Annotated in this window: 14 protein-coding genes and 1 pseudogene; 10 read left to right on the forward strand and 5 right to left on the reverse strand. The window is 69.5% G+C overall.

Going from position 1 to position 13,651, the window contains the following annotated elements; translation table 11 throughout:
- The first annotated feature begins 5 nt into the window (after window positions 1-5).
- Both OG734_RS10965 and OG734_RS10970 read left to right on the forward strand, forming a co-directional pair.
- On the forward strand, window positions 6-1,004 hold the full coding sequence (locus tag OG734_RS10965; RefSeq protein ID WP_330287308.1) for a TIGR01777 family oxidoreductase: 999 nt from the start codon (window positions 6-8) through the stop codon (window positions 1,002-1,004).
- A gap of 349 nt (window positions 1,005-1,353) precedes the next feature.
- Window positions 1,354-2,745: an alpha/beta hydrolase gene (locus tag OG734_RS10970; RefSeq protein ID WP_330287309.1), complete on the forward strand. Its 1,392-nt coding sequence runs from the start codon at window positions 1,354-1,356 to the stop codon at window positions 2,743-2,745.
- A gap of 56 nt (window positions 2,746-2,801) precedes the next feature.
- Here OG734_RS10970 and OG734_RS10975 read toward each other — a convergent pair whose 3' ends face one another.
- The 4 genes from OG734_RS10975 to OG734_RS10990 form a co-directional block, all read right to left on the reverse strand.
- Window positions 2,802-3,146 carry a hypothetical protein gene (locus tag OG734_RS10975; RefSeq protein ID WP_330287310.1) on the reverse strand — a complete coding sequence of 115 codons (345 nt, stop codon included), beginning with the start codon at window positions 3,144-3,146 and terminating at the stop codon, window positions 2,802-2,804.
- A gap of 57 nt (window positions 3,147-3,203) precedes the next feature.
- Complete coding sequence (locus tag OG734_RS10980) at window positions 3,204-3,617, reverse strand: hypothetical protein (RefSeq protein WP_330287311.1); 414 nt, start codon at window positions 3,615-3,617, stop codon at window positions 3,204-3,206.
- A 436-nt stretch (window positions 3,618-4,053) separates the two neighbouring features.
- On the reverse strand, window positions 4,054-4,245 hold the full coding sequence (locus OG734_RS10985; protein WP_330287312.1) for an RHS repeat-associated core domain-containing protein: 192 nt from the start codon (window positions 4,243-4,245) through the stop codon (window positions 4,054-4,056).
- Between the two features lie 38 nt (window positions 4,246-4,283).
- Window positions 4,284-5,129, reverse strand: coding sequence for an RNA polymerase sigma factor SigF (locus OG734_RS10990; protein ID WP_443065077.1), 846 nt, complete (start codon window positions 5,127-5,129; stop codon window positions 4,284-4,286).
- A 232-nt stretch (window positions 5,130-5,361) separates the two neighbouring features.
- Between OG734_RS10990 and OG734_RS10995 the strand changes: the two genes are divergently transcribed.
- The 8 genes and pseudogenes from OG734_RS10995 (at window position 5,362) to OG734_RS11030 (ending at window position 12,024) form a co-directional block, all read left to right on the forward strand.
- On the forward strand, window positions 5,362-5,640 hold the full coding sequence (locus tag OG734_RS10995) for a polyprenyl synthetase (protein WP_330287314.1): 279 nt from the start codon (window positions 5,362-5,364) through the stop codon (window positions 5,638-5,640).
- Window positions 5,630-6,685 (forward strand): polyprenyl synthetase family protein, encoded by a 1,056-nt coding sequence (locus OG734_RS11000; protein ID WP_330287315.1) that lies wholly within the window; start codon window positions 5,630-5,632, stop codon window positions 6,683-6,685. The genes OG734_RS10995 and OG734_RS11000 overlap by 11 nt, the downstream gene beginning before the upstream one ends.
- Before the next feature lie 94 nt (window positions 6,686-6,779).
- The gene (locus OG734_RS11005; protein WP_330287316.1) at window positions 6,780-7,937 is read left to right on the forward strand and encodes an oxygenase MpaB family protein; all 1,158 of its coding nucleotides are present in this window, start codon (window positions 6,780-6,782) and stop codon (window positions 7,935-7,937) included.
- Between the two features lie 41 nt (window positions 7,938-7,978).
- A pseudogene (locus tag OG734_RS11010) lies at window positions 7,979-8,155 on the forward strand (transposase); the annotation flags it as partial.
- A 327-nt stretch (window positions 8,156-8,482) separates the two neighbouring features.
- Entirely contained in the window at window positions 8,483-8,905 is a 423-nt protein-coding gene (locus OG734_RS11015; RefSeq protein ID WP_330287317.1) for a hypothetical protein, read from the forward strand.
- A gap of 106 nt (window positions 8,906-9,011) precedes the next feature.
- On the forward strand, window positions 9,012-9,485 hold the full coding sequence (locus tag OG734_RS11020) for a peptidoglycan-binding domain-containing protein (RefSeq protein ID WP_330287318.1): 474 nt from the start codon (window positions 9,012-9,014) through the stop codon (window positions 9,483-9,485).
- Between the two features lie 464 nt (window positions 9,486-9,949).
- On the forward strand, window positions 9,950-10,690 hold the full coding sequence (locus OG734_RS11025; protein WP_330293628.1) for an FHA domain-containing protein: 741 nt from the start codon (window positions 9,950-9,952) through the stop codon (window positions 10,688-10,690).
- Window positions 10,687-12,024: a serine/threonine-protein kinase gene (locus tag OG734_RS11030; protein WP_330287319.1), complete on the forward strand. Its 1,338-nt coding sequence runs from the start codon at window positions 10,687-10,689 to the stop codon at window positions 12,022-12,024. Before OG734_RS11025 ends, OG734_RS11030 begins: the two co-directional genes overlap by 4 nt.
- A 215-nt stretch (window positions 12,025-12,239) precedes the next feature.
- Here the strand turns inward: OG734_RS11030 and OG734_RS11035 are convergent, their stop codons facing one another.
- Window positions 12,240-13,568, reverse strand: coding sequence for a class I SAM-dependent RNA methyltransferase (locus OG734_RS11035; RefSeq protein ID WP_330287320.1), 1,329 nt, complete (start codon window positions 13,566-13,568; stop codon window positions 12,240-12,242).
- Between the last annotated feature and the right edge of the window lie 83 nt (window positions 13,569-13,651).

Genomic DNA, 13,651 nt, shown 5'->3' on the forward strand with positions numbered 1-13,651 from the left:
GAGCCATGAAGGTAGTCATACCCGGAGGAACCGGCCAGGTGGGCGCTGTCCTGAACTGTGCGCTCACCGCCGCCGGTCACGACGTCACCGTCCTCACCCGACGACCGACGCGCGACCGTGAGATCGGCTGGGACGGCGAGACCCTGGGCGCCTGGGCCGAGGCGGTCGACGGCAGCGACGTCGTGATCAACCTGGCCGGCCGCAGCGTCAGCTGCCGCTACACCCCCGCCAACCTGCGGGCCATGATGGACTCGCGCGTGCACTCCGCCCGGATCGTCGGCGAGGCGATCGCGGGCGCCGCGCGGCCTCCCCGGCTCTGGCTCCAGATGAGCACCGCCACCGTCTACGCCCACCGCTTCGACGCCCCCAACGACGAGGCGACCGGCCTCATCGGCGGCACCGAACCCGGCGTACCGGACTACTGGGCCTACAGCGTCGAGATCGCCAAGGCCTGGGAGGCGGCCCAGGAGCAGGCCGCGACCCCTGCTACCCGAAAGGTCGCCCTGCGGACCGCCATGGTGATGAGCCCGGATCGCGGCGGTGTCCTGGACATCCTGCTGCGGCTGGCCCGGCTCGGCCTCGGCGGCCCGGTCGCGGGCGGCGCGCAGTACGTGTCCTGGATCCACGACCACGACTTCGTACGCGCCGTCGAGTTCCTGACCGAACGGGACGACCTCGCCGGACCGGTGAACCTCGCCGCTCCCCATCCGGTCCCGCAGCGCGAGTTCATGCACGCGCTGCGCGCCGCGTGGGGTGTGCCGGTGGGGCTGCCCGCGACGCGGTGGATGGCGGAGCTGGGCGCGTTCGCGCTCCGCTCGGACACCGAACTCCTGCTGAAGAGCCGCCGTGTCGTCCCCGGCCGGCTGCTCGACGCGGGCTTCGCCTTCGAACACGCCGAGTGGCCGGAGGCCGCCACCGACCTCGTACGCCGGGTCCGCGACAGAGCGGGGACCGGCGCCGGCGCCCCGGCCCGGTCGTCGGCCATGGGGCCCGCGAGTCGGTGACCGGCCGAGGCGGGCGAGGGAACGTACTGGTCCCGATCAGCGCACCTGGGCGGGTCGCCGAAACCGGTCAGGACGACGTGCGCGTCGGACACGGGGCGCTCTCCCAGGCGGGGCGCCGAGCCGGACGGTCGCCACTACCCGAGGTCACCGGCCTCGGCGACCTCGGGCGGTGACCAGGAAGCGGGCCGCCGCCACCCAGTACCCGCCTCGGACGCGGCCCGTCGACAACAGCCGGCCCGTGCTCCGACGGCAGGCCCGTCGAGAAGACGCGCAAGTGACCCCTGGTGCGCGAGCCGTCGAGGGCGAGAGGGAAGCTGGTCTCGATCAACTCTCCCTGGAGGTACGTGAGATGACGAGCCGTCTGCCGCGCCGTTCGGTGCTGGGTGGAATGATCGGCGGTGTGGCGCTGGCCGCGTCCGGCACGGGGGCCGGATCCGCACTGGCCGCAGGACGCACACCGGGCGCCAATGGACCAGGGGCCGTCGGCCCGGAGCCGTACGTGCCCGTGGCCGTGGGCAGCGGGGGCGGACCCGCCGGGTCGGACCGGGTGCATGTCCTCAAGGTCGGCCCCGAAACGGCGGCCACCGTCCTCGTGCTGGTGCCCGGCATGTTCGGGGCCGCGAACGACTTCCGGCTGCTGGCCCGTGACCTGGTCGCGGCCGTGCCCGGGTTGCAGGTGTGGGCCCTCGACCGGCGGGAGGAGAACCTCGCCGACCGCACCGGCTTCACGGGCCCGGACCCCCTCGCCTACTACCTGGACGGCCACTACCGCACCCAGGACCCGGCCACCTCCCCCTACGCCGCGCACTGGGGCCTGCCCCTGACCCTCGCCGATCTCCGGGCCGTCGTCCGGTCGGCGGGGCGCGGTGGCCGGCGTGTGGTGCTCGGCGGGCACTCCTGGGGAGCGACGACCGCGATGGCGTACGCCGCCTGGGACTTCGACGGCTGCCCCGGCTACCGGGACCTCGCGGGACTCGTGGTCGTCGACGGCGGTGTGCTCGGGGCGTTCGACGGGACGGGCGACCCCGTCCTCGACTCGCCGGAGCAGATACGGGAACGGCTCGCGGCCATCGACGCCGGGGCGGTCTTCGACCTGACCCTGAGCGGCGTGGGTCTCGGCAGCCGCGCGGAGAGCACCCAGATCTGGTACCAGCTCGCCGGCCACTACGCACTCCACGACCCCGACGGCCCCTCCCTCCTCCAGCCCCACCTGCCCGACGCCCTGCGCCTGCCGTACACCGTCACCAACGCGGGCCTGCTGGGCTTCTTCGTGGACGCGGGCTTCGGCTGGCCGAACTCCATCACCGTGCACTCCGGACACCTCGCCGACAGCGGGGACGTACGCGGCTGGGTCGACACCGGGATCACACCGATAGGCCGGGTCGCGGCTGCGTACGCAGGTCCGGTGCCGGCCGTGTGGGAGTGGTACTGGCCGGCCCGGCTCTCCGTCGACCTCGACGTCACGGACGCCTACACCGACTCCGCGCTCGCCCGTTCCCTGGGCCTGCGACTGCACCACGCCGACCGCCTCGACGTACCGCTGTACGCCTTCGGCACGAGCTACGCCAAGGGCACGATCGAGGCAGCGGCGCGCACGGTGGTGGCCAACTCTCGCATCCCGTACGCCACTTACGAGACCGACACCGCCATGAACCACCTCGATCCGCTCTTCGCGGCACCGGCCCAGAACACCCTGACGCGCACGCTCGCGGAGTTCCTGAACGGACCGGCGGCGCGCTGACGCCGGAAACCCGTCCGGCCGGCCCCTCACAGGGACCGGCCGGACGGGCGGGGATGTCAGCGGTCCCGTGTCCCCTCGGGGATCAGGTGCGGTGCGCGGGCTCCGAGGATGCCGAGCACCTCCCTGATGGCCGGGCCTCGGAGCTCAGGGAAGAACGTCTCGTCGATCCGGTCCTCGCGGGCCCAGCTTCCGGCGAGCGACTCCGCGCACAACTGGGCGATGACACTGCTGAAGTCCTCGCGCCGAAGGACCTCGAAGATGGCCTGCTCCAGCCAGGCGCCGCCGTGGAACTCCAGATCCATGGCCGCGTCGTACTGGTCCGCCTCGGGTGCTTCCGGGTCGTTGAGGATGGCAATCAGCTGGACCGCCGCAGGGTCGTCGGGTGGTGGCGTCATCGACATGGCCGTGACCGTTCCTCCAGCTCACCGTTCTCGCTTCGCCTCACGCAGCGCGTCGCGTCAGCTCACCTTGCGCGGGTGACGTTCCGCCCATGCGCCTGCCTCCTGTCGGAGGTAGGGGGGTACGCACCAGCGAGGGCTGTTGAACCATGCGATCGAGAGCTGGAGAACGATGCCGATCACGAAGACGAGTACCAGCAGCAGAGCGACGACCGGCGCGGCGGAAGGGCTGCCGTGTTGGTGTTGACCGGCACCGATGACGATGAAGAACACCATCGCCACCAGCATCGCCAGCGCGCCGACGGAGAAGGGAGCCCACCCGCGCACGAGTCCGCGGCTCACGTCGTCCTTGAAACGGAAAACCCTTTGGTCCACGACGCGCTGGTAGTAACCCGGGTCCGTCCACAGCCTCCGGGCGCGCCAGACCGAGAAGCAGGCGCCGCCGCCCCAGAACAACAGAAGAAAGATCCCCACAGCTCACACCGCCCGATCTGGAACCAGCTGGCGACGTTGGCCTCCAACCGGCTCGATGCCGGTACCGATAGCGGCGCCCCAGCCTATAGCCGTGTCGGCCACGCCCTCCGAGGCGCCCATGGCGGCGGACTTACGAACGAAGATGCCGTCGTCCCGGGCGGTGTCGTAGCCGGGACACACCGGAGAGGTTGGGGACCGCGAACTGACGACATGGTGCACAAGACTGCTGCCGCACGGATTCGCGAGGACGTAGCGGCCACTGTGGCCGTTGCCCGAGCCGCTGGAACCGCCGCCGCCGGTGCCGCTGCCTTGCGTGTCGGAGGCGTGAGAGCTCTTGCAGTACTTGGAGTCCGGATCGTTCTCCGAGTGGTAGGTGCCGTACGTTCCGTTCGACCCGAAGCAGTAGTGCGGGTAGCAACTCTCCAGGCCGCTGGGGTCAGACCGGGTCGTCGCCGATGAAGCGGCCCAGATCCGGGTCGTACTTGCGGGCGCCGACGTCGGTGTAACCGGTTGAGGTGTCCTGGGGTTTGTCCAGGCAGGAGTGGGTGGCGTCCGGCCGGCTGGTGCTGTTGGCGCTCGCCCGCGGCTGCCCGTAGGGCGTGTACCGCCGGCGGGAGGCCGTTTGCACCAGTGCGCGGCGCTGCGGGTGCGACTGCTGCTCGGCGGTCAGTGATTGCTGAGCATGCCTTCGCGCAGACGGGCCAGGAGGCGCGTGATCAGACGCGAGACGTGCATCTGGGAGACGCCGAGGCGTTCGCCGATCTGGGCCTGGGTGAGTTCGTCGACGAAGCGCCAGTGGATGATCTGCCGGTGGCGCTCGTCCAGTTCGGCGATCATCGGTGCGAGAGCGTGAAAGTCCTCGACCAGTCCGAGGGCCGCGTCCTCGTCGCCGATGAAGTCCGCCAGCGCGGCCTCGCCGTCCGCACTGCCGCTGATCGCCGCGTCCAGGGAGGCCGACCTGTATCCGTTGGAGGCCAGTTGGGCCTCGACGACCTCCTCCTCCGGAAGACTCATCAGCTCGGCCAGTTCACCGATCGTGGGTGTCCGGCCCAGCCGGGCGTGCAGTTCCTCGTTGGCGCGCGCCAGTTGGACGCGGGCTTCCTGCAGACGCCGGGGCACGTGCACGGCCCAGGAGGTGTCGCGGAAGAACCGCTTGATCTCACCGACGACGTAAGGGACGGCGAACGAGGCGAACTCCACCTCGCGGGACAGTTCGAACCGGTCGATCGCCTTGATCAGGCCGATCATGCCGACCTGGACGATGTCCTCCATCTCCTCCGGACCGCGGCTGCGGAACCGGCCGGCCGCGTAGCGGACGAGGGACATGTTCATCTCGATCAGCGTGTTGCGCGCGTACTGGTATTCGGGCGTGCCCTCCTCCAGCACGGCGAGCCGGCCGAAGAACAGCTTCGACAACTCCCGCGCGTCCTTCGGCGCGACCTTGGAAGGGTCGGCGATCTCGGGAACGTCCATCTTCTGCTCGGCGGTCCGCACAGCGGTCGTCGACATGATGTGCCTCTCCCGGTCGATCGGTCTCGTCCTTGCCGGTCCGTCGTCCGACAGGCACGCGTATACCCCGACTGCCGACCTGCATGCCTCGAACCTTCGAACATTTCAGTCCCGCGGTCGAGCGGTTGGATCACTCGATCGTGAGTTCTTCCGCTGTCGCACCCGTTTGAACGCGATGCTCGGAAGGGCAGTGTGCGCAGGACTGCCTGGATGTACGACGGTTGAGGGAGATGGCGTGACGCACGAAGCGGGACGGCGCGGAGGCTTGGACGGCCAGGCGCTGTTACTGGCCGCCGGGTTGGCCGATCTGGCGGTGAGCACGGTGGGTTCGGCCCTGGGGACCGTGCGGGGGCTGCTGCGCCGGTCGGACGCCGAGGAGTTGGCGGCGGAGGCCGAGCACGAGCTCGTGGCGCGTGGGCGCCTGGTGCTGGACCGGTACGCGGCCATGCCGCCGGCCCACCTGGAGATCCTCGCCCAGCGCGTCCTGGCCCGGAAGGCGGCCGGTGACGTCTGACCGGTGGGAGCCGGCCGCGTTCAAGGCCCGCGTCGACGAGGTACTGCGCCGGTTCGTCGCCCGGGAGGCCGACGAGTTCGCGGCGGTCGATCCCATGCTCGGCGCGGTGGCCGAGAGGCTGGAGGCGGCGGTCGCGGACGGCAAGCGGCTGCGAGCGGCATTCTGCTACTGGGGGTGGCGTGCGGTGGGGCAGCCGGACAGCGACGCGCTGGTGCGGGCGGCGGCCTCGATGGAACTGGTGCATGCCGCCGCGATCGTGCACGACGACCTCATCGACGACAGCCCGCTGCGGCATGGGCGTCCCACCACCCATGTCGCCCTCCTCGGGGCCGTAAAGGCTGGTCCGGACGCCGATGCCGCCGCGCGGTCGTTGGCGATGCTGGTGGGGGACCTGCTGATGGCGCTGGCCGGGCAGTTGTTCGCCACCAGCGGTCTGCCCGCCGCGTATCTCGTCCGGGCCCGCCCGTTGTGGGCGGTGATGGCCCGTGAGCTGATCGCGGGCGAGTGTCTGGAGATCCTGCGGACCGGAGCAGGCCCGGACACCGAGGCGTCGCTGAAGGTGATCCGGTACAAGACTGCCAAGTACACCGTCGAACACCCCCTGTTGATCGGTGGTGCGCTGGCCGGAGCGGGCACGCGGCTGCGCGAGGGCTACTCCGCGTACGGGCTGCCACTGGGCGAGGCGTTCCAGCTCCGGGACGACCTGCTCGGGCTGTTCGGAGACCCCGAGCACACCGGCAAGGCCAACGGCGACGATGTGCGCGGCCGACGGCCCACGGCACTGCTGGCAGAGACGTGGCGGCTCGCCGACGACGCGGAGCGTGAACTGCTGAACTCCCTGCTGGGCCGGGGCGACCTGGACGGGGAGGGACTGGACGCGGTGCGCGAGGTGATGCGCCGGCTGAGGGCGCCCGACCGCATCGAGGACATGATCGGGGCACGGGTCGAGGAGGCTCTCGGCGCCCTCCACGAGCTGGATCTACCGGCGCAGGCCACCAACGGACTGACCGCGCTGGCGCATTCCGCGGCGGTACGCCTGTCCTGACCCTCGCAGCGCGGTGGCGCGAGCCCGTGCCGTTCCGGGCAGCCGACCTCCCGCTTGTCGTGGACACCCCCGAGGAAGATGAGGAAACCCTGCCTTGACCTACACCAACACATCGATGAACGACCTGCGCCAGACCGGGGACGAACTCGCCGATGCCACCGTCGCCGCACTCTTCGAACGCGGGGAGGTAGGCAAGTTCAACACCCTGATGCGCTACGTCTCCACCGTCGGCGCTCCCCTGCCCGACGGACTGCCCGACGTCGCACGCGAGTACCTGGAAGCCACCAGCACCCCGCCGGCCTGGGTGGACTGGTCGGAGATGGAGAAAGCCCGGCTGTTCTTCATCGACAACAACGTGCACATCTCCACCGCGCTGTCCTTCGCCTCCATGCCCGCCTGCTACGTCGTGCCGCACGTGGCAAAGCTGCTGTCGGCCAGCCACGGCCTGAAGTACCCGTCCAAACGGATGGCGGAGACCGGCCAGTTCACCGTCTATCTGATGCAGCCCGACGCCTTCGAAGCCGGCAGCCGATTCATCCCCGCCGCCCAGAAGGTCCGTCTCCTGCACGCCTCCATCCGCCACCACCTCACCCGCGAGAAGCGCTGGGACACCGAGACCCTGGGCACACCGATCTGCCAGGAGGACATGATCGGCGGGCAGATGTTCTTCTCCCTGCTCGTCCTGGACAGCCTGCACCGCCTCGGCATCCACATGTCGACCGAGGGCGCGGAGGCCTACTACTACGCGTGGCGCGTCGTCGGCGCCATGCTCGGCGTCGACCAGAACGCCGTCCCCCAAAGTCTCGACGAGGCCCGCCAGTTCCTCGACCTGTACATGGTCCGGCACATGGGGCCCTCCGAGGAGGGCGCCCAGCTGACCCGGCAGCTGATCGACCTCTACGAGGAAGTCGTGCCCGGCACCTTCTTCGACCCGATCGTCTCCGCCCTCATCCGCCACCTCATCGGCGACACCTGCGCCGACTGGCTCCGCGTACCGCGCACCGCGTGGGACACCGTCGTCAAGGCCGTGCCCCACCTCCTCGGCGTCCTGGAGACCATCGAGGACCGCTCTCCCCTCGGCGCCTGGGCCCTGGACCGCCTCGGCCACCTCACCACGGTCCTCGAACTGTCCTCCCTCACCCGTGGACGCGTCATGCACTACGCGATCCCGGAAACCCTCAAGAAGGACTACGGCCTATCCAGCGCGGTACCCCGCACCCACCGGTGGACCCCGCCGACCGCCACCGTCTGACGACCGGCGCGCTCGGTGCTCTTACGAGTTGTGGGCATGGTCGCAGGGTGCTGTGCGGGATCCTGTTCGTGCTGTACCCCGGGATCCGCGGGGAGTTTCTGCCCCAGGAGCTGGGCTTCGGCTCGGGGATGACCTGCTGGTGACGGCTGCGGGACTGGAACGAGGCCGGGGTCTGGCAGCGCCTGCACCAGCTGCTGCTCTCCGAGCGTCGTGTGGCCTTCGTCCTCATCGTCGTCGGATCCGTATGGGCCGAAGGCCCCCGCCCCCTCGACACGGGCGCCGATGAGCGGCCGTTGACATCCGTCCTCGTCCGCCTGCACGCATGGGCTCACCAAGTGTCCGGCTCCCCACGCCCTCGGACCACCCTGAAGAGTTATAGGGAGCTCTCGAACCGCAATCCCCGTAGCCTGGCCATTGCCTCATAGCCGAACATTCGTCGGGGACCTCGCACGGGCAGCTACAGCAGGTCATTCCCTATTTCTTATAGCCACAGCTGCTTTCTTCGTACTGAAACACCCACCATCGACCCATGGGGGAACGGGAATATGAAAACGACGGCGAAGCGACTGACGGCGGTCGCGGGTGGACTGGTCATGGCGGCCGGCGCGCTCACGGTCGGCAGCGCGTCAACAGCGGCAGCCGCGACCTGCCACGGGGGCGCGGCCAGCAAGACTTTCAGCATGGGAACGGACCAGGCTGAGCACCGCTTCGGTCCTTACACCACCACCTCGCGGTGCAGCGACATCAACCTGAAGATCACCAGCTGGGGTAACGCCAGCCCGCTGGTAGTGCGGGTGTGCTTCCATCCGTCCTCCGGTGGCACGACCTGCAACTCCTGGAAGGAGTTCTACAAGTCGAGCGACCTGAACCAGTGGCGCGTGATCGCCAGCGATGTCAGGGACGGCACCAAGTACAGCGTCTCCATGGACCTCGCCAGCAACACGTTCAAGGGCGACCTCGCCCATTGAACATGGCCGGATGGGGACCTTCGGCGAGCCTTGGTGCGGCGAGGTCTCACCCTTGCTGTGCAACCTTCCGCTGTCGCACCTTCAGGGTAGAAATTCACTTCAAGACATGAGCAATAAGAACCGGACCGGAGAGAATCAGATGACGAAGCCCAGAACTGCACGGATCAAGGCAGCTGCCTCCGCTGGGGTGATGCTGCTGACCGGCCTCGGGATCGGCGTCACCACCGCCTCGCCCGCTGCTGCATATACGTATCTTGGTGCGTGCAACACTGCTAAGTATGAAGGTGCGTATCAGGTCCCAGTCCCGGCCATCAAAACGGCTAGCGGAAAGTCTTCGGCGTGCTATATGCACAAGGGGGCAAATCACGCTGGCGTCGGCTGGCTACAGCACACTCTGAACGCATGCTACGGCGAGTCCCTCGACGTCGACAACGACTTCGGTCCCGCTACCAAGAGCGCCCTCATCCGGGCCCAGCGGGAGGAAGGGATCAGCGCGGATGGCGGCTACGGCGGTGAGACGCTTCAGAATCTGGTGTGGACGAACCCCAGCTTCTCAGCATGCCGTCCAGCCGCAGGGTGACGGCAGCTCCGGTATTCGTGTGACGAGGATTTCGAAGTTGATCGGTATGTCTCGTCGGTGCCTCTGACTCAGTATCACGGAGTGTGAGGGGCGAAGGTTCCTCAGGGCGGTTCAAAGCCCGGGTGATCGCGTGAGTGTGCAGGTCGCGAGGGTAGGACAACGCGCGGTCCGCCCGGTCTGTACGCAACGAAGCTCCGGCTGATGCCGGCGACCGATCAAGTCGCCTGCACCGCCCGGAGCTCGATGTGTCTTCCCTCTGCCAGACATCGATCCCGGACCTCGACGATCACGAACTGTCCCACCCCCGCTGATCCCCGACTGCGAGGAGGCGGGAGGCACCGCGCCCCTTCACAGACTTGCGGTAGCGCGGACAAAACTTCGCTTGCTCGGCGAGGCATCCCTTACTCTGCCCCTGGTTGGACTGGGGGTGCGCCCCCATGGCGTCGGAGAAGGGGGACGACTCCGTGTACAGCGTCATCGTGGTACCACCGCCGTGCGGCGGCACGGACGGGCAACTCAGGATCGCTGCTGATGAGCGGCTCGTGTTCGGCAGGGCAGAGGGGGGCGAAGGCCTCACGATCGCGCACGAAGGTGTGCCCAGGGTCGCCGGCGAGATCACGGCGCACCGGAACTTCTGGCTGCTGAGCAATCTCAGCGAGCACCAGACCTACGTCGTGGAGAACCCGGAAGGCGCGGGCGAACACGTCAAGGTCACACCAGGCCGCCTCGACGCGCCCGTGCCCTTCGAGTTCTCGCGCGTAGTCCTGCCCGCCTCGGGCGACCTGCTCACCTTCGACGTATGGGCGCCACGCCACGCCTTCGGCAGCGTCGCCCGCCACGGCCTCTCCGGATCCCTGACGGCACCCGCGTTCACCCTCGATCGCACCAAGCGGTACTTCGCGGTCCTGACCGCCCTGTGCGAACCGCGCCTGCGCGGCGAACCGCATGCCCCGCTGCCGGCGGTCGAACAGCTGGTGGACCGCTTGCGGCCGGCCTGGCCGACGGTCAACCGCTCGGCCGTCTACTGGAACATCGACTACCTCGCCGTCAAACTGCGTCTGAGGCCGGGCCCTGACACGGCCGAGCCCGGGCAACGCGTCAACGGCAAGAAGGAGTCACTGGTCTCGCTGGCGCTCCGGTTCGACCTGGTCCGCGAGGACGACCTGGCCGTACTCGCCCCGGCCCGGAGCGAGGTGGTCCGATGACCGGGCAGCCGTACGCCATCCCCGTCCCGCAGGGTTACCAGGTCGGCTCCTGGGAAGTCCGCGAATCCCTCGCCTCCGGTGCGTTCGCCACGGTCTACGCGGGCAGACTCGTCGGCGACGACGGGCCCGACCTGCCTCGCCAGGTGGCCCTGAAGTTCCTGCCCACCGGCACCCGCACCCCACGCCAGCTGCACCATCTGCGTGAACTGGCCGAACGGGAAGTGGAGTTGCTGAGCAAGCTGCGCGCACCCCGCCTGATCCGGATGTACGACACCCTGACGATCGACGACCCCGGCCACCCGGAGCTCGACGGCGCCACCGTCCTCGTACTGGAACGGGCCGAGGGCTCCCTGGACGCCGTACTGGAACGCGAGCCGAAGCCGGCGGCGGGCCCCGCCCTGCTCGCCCAGATCTGCGAGGGCCTGCACCAGCTGCACCACGCTGGTTGGGTGCACGGGGACCTCAAACCCGCCAACGTGCTGTTGCTGAAGGACGGTTCGGTACGGCTCGCCGACTTCAACATGGCCGCGGAGTTGGAGGGCACCCACGCCTACGCGCCCGCCTTCGCGACCCCGGACTACACGCCGCCGGAGCTGCTCTGGCCGGAGGTCGACGAGCGGGGCACGAGAGTCCGGCCCTCCGCCGACGTCTGGGCCTTCGGTGTCCTCGCGCACATCGCCCTGACCGGCACGTTCCCGCTGCCCGGCGGCACCACGGAGGCCCGCTGCGACGCCGCCGTGCGCTACGCGCGCGGCGCCGAGGAGCTGCGGCTGTCAGCCGAACTCCCGGACGCCTGGCGGCAGATCATCACCGGTTGCCTGGCCCGCACCCATGCCGAACGCATCGGCGCCGAAGCCCTGCTGCGGCAGGTGGAACAGGCAGCGGGTGCCGCCCGCTCGGCCCGGCTGCCCAGACTGCGTCCCCGGCGGTGGGCGCGGCCAGTCCTGGTCGCGGCGTTGGCGGTGTTCGCGCTGGGCACGGCGACGACGGTGACGTACACCCTGCGGGACTCGACCTCGGCGTCCGCGGCGCCACCCACTTGTGAGAAGCCCGCCATGTACGAGGACGGCACCCACGGCCGCGGCTACACCGCGGGCTGGAGCGGCACATGGGACTTCACCGTCAAGCAGGGCGACGGCGGCAGCCAGGTCCGCGAGCTCCAGTGCCTGCTGAGGCACCTGCACAACATCACCGAAGTCGGCGACGTGGACGGCGACTTCGGCCCCCTGACCCACGGGGCCGTCGTCACCTTCCAGAAGCGGGCGGGACTGGACGCGGACGGGATCGTGGGGCCGACGACGTGGCAGGCGCTGCGGAAGTCCGAGGAGGTCTGACGCACTGGTTTCGGAGAGATAGGCGCGGAAGCCTTCGGTGTCGAGTTGTTCGAAGCGCGTCAACGTTCCTGGACGCAGATTCGCACCGCTGCCGACCTGGGCACCGATCCCGCGCAAAACCGCAGATCAGAACGCCCCAGCTGGCAGCCGACCTACTCGACCCGATGGCTGACCGGAAACAGACCGCACCGGTCAGCCATCCGCGAAACCCCAGGTCAGGCCCCCTTGGCCACCGGCTCCAGAATCGCCACGCACTCCACATGATGAGTCATCGGGAACAAGTCGAAAGCCCGCAAAGTACGCACCCGATACCCGCCGTCCCGGAAGTACCCCAGGTCCCGCGCGAGCGCCGCCGGGTCGCACGCCACGTACGCGATCTTGCGTGCCCCCAGCTTCACCAGTTGCTCGACCGTCTTGCGACCGGCCCCCGCCCGCGGCGGGTCCAGGACGATGAGGTCGACCTCGGTGATACCCGTGCGCGGCAGAACCGCCTCGACCTTGCCCTGTTCGATGCGTACGCGTTCGAAGGCGGCGAGGTTGTGCCGGGCGTCCTCGACAGCGCGCTTGCCCGACTCGATGCCGAGGACCGCGCCCTTGTCGCCGATCCGGTCGGCGAGGGCGCCCGCGAACAGGCCCACGCCGCAGTAGAGGTCGAGGGCCATGTCGCCCTTGCGCGGGAGCAGGCCCTGCATGACCGCCTTCATCAGCGTGTCCGCCGCCATCGGGTGGACCTGCCAGAAGCCGCCGCTGCCGACCCGGTACGTACGGCCGTCGGCGCGCTCGCGGACGAACGCGCGGCCGTGGACGCGGTGGATGCCACCGTCGTGCTCCTCGACACGCATGACGGAGACGGGCTTGTCGAGCTCGACGAGGGGCAGACGGGCACCCGGCTTCGGCTCCAGGATGACCATGCGGTCCTGGGATCCGGTCGCGGCGATCGCGTCGACGGACTCCATCCCGGCCCAGTCGCGCTGTTCGATGCCCAGCTCGCTGATGCCGGCCGCCGCGATCATGCAGTGCTCGATCGGCTCGACCTCGTGCGAACGGTGGCGCCGCAGCCCGGCGTTGCCGTCCGCGTCCACCGCGTACTGCATCCTCGTACGCCACTGAGGCACCTCGCCCGGCGGCAGCTTGTCGCCCTCGGCCGGCATCACCGTGCCGTCCCAGCCGGCTTCCTCCGGGGTCAGGCCGGCGAGCCGCTGCAGCTGCTCGGCGACGACCTCGCCCTTGAGGCGGCGCTGTGCGCCCGGCTTGGCGTGCTGCCAGTCGCAGCCGCCGCAGCGGCCGGGGCCGGCGTACGGACAGGGGGCCTCGACCCGGTCCTTGGACGCCGTCAGCACCTCCACCGCGTCGGCGCGCAGGAACCGCGCCCCCTCCTCGCCGTCCGTCACCCTGGCCACGACCCGCTCACCGGGCAACGTGTGCCGTACGAAGAGCACCTGCCCGTCGTCCGTACGGGCGACGCAGTGGCCGCCATGGGCGACGGGACCGACCTCGACCTCGTACTCCTGCCCCGCCAGCGATTTCTTCGGTTCTGCCTGCATGGCGGGGTGACTCCAGGGGAGAGAAAAGGGAACGGCCGGACAACAGCCCACCAGTCTACGTGGGTGCCGCCCGACCACTCACC

Source organism: Streptomyces sp. NBC_00576 (assembly GCF_036345175.1).
GTDB lineage: Bacteria > Actinomycetota > Actinomycetes > Streptomycetales > Streptomycetaceae > Streptomyces.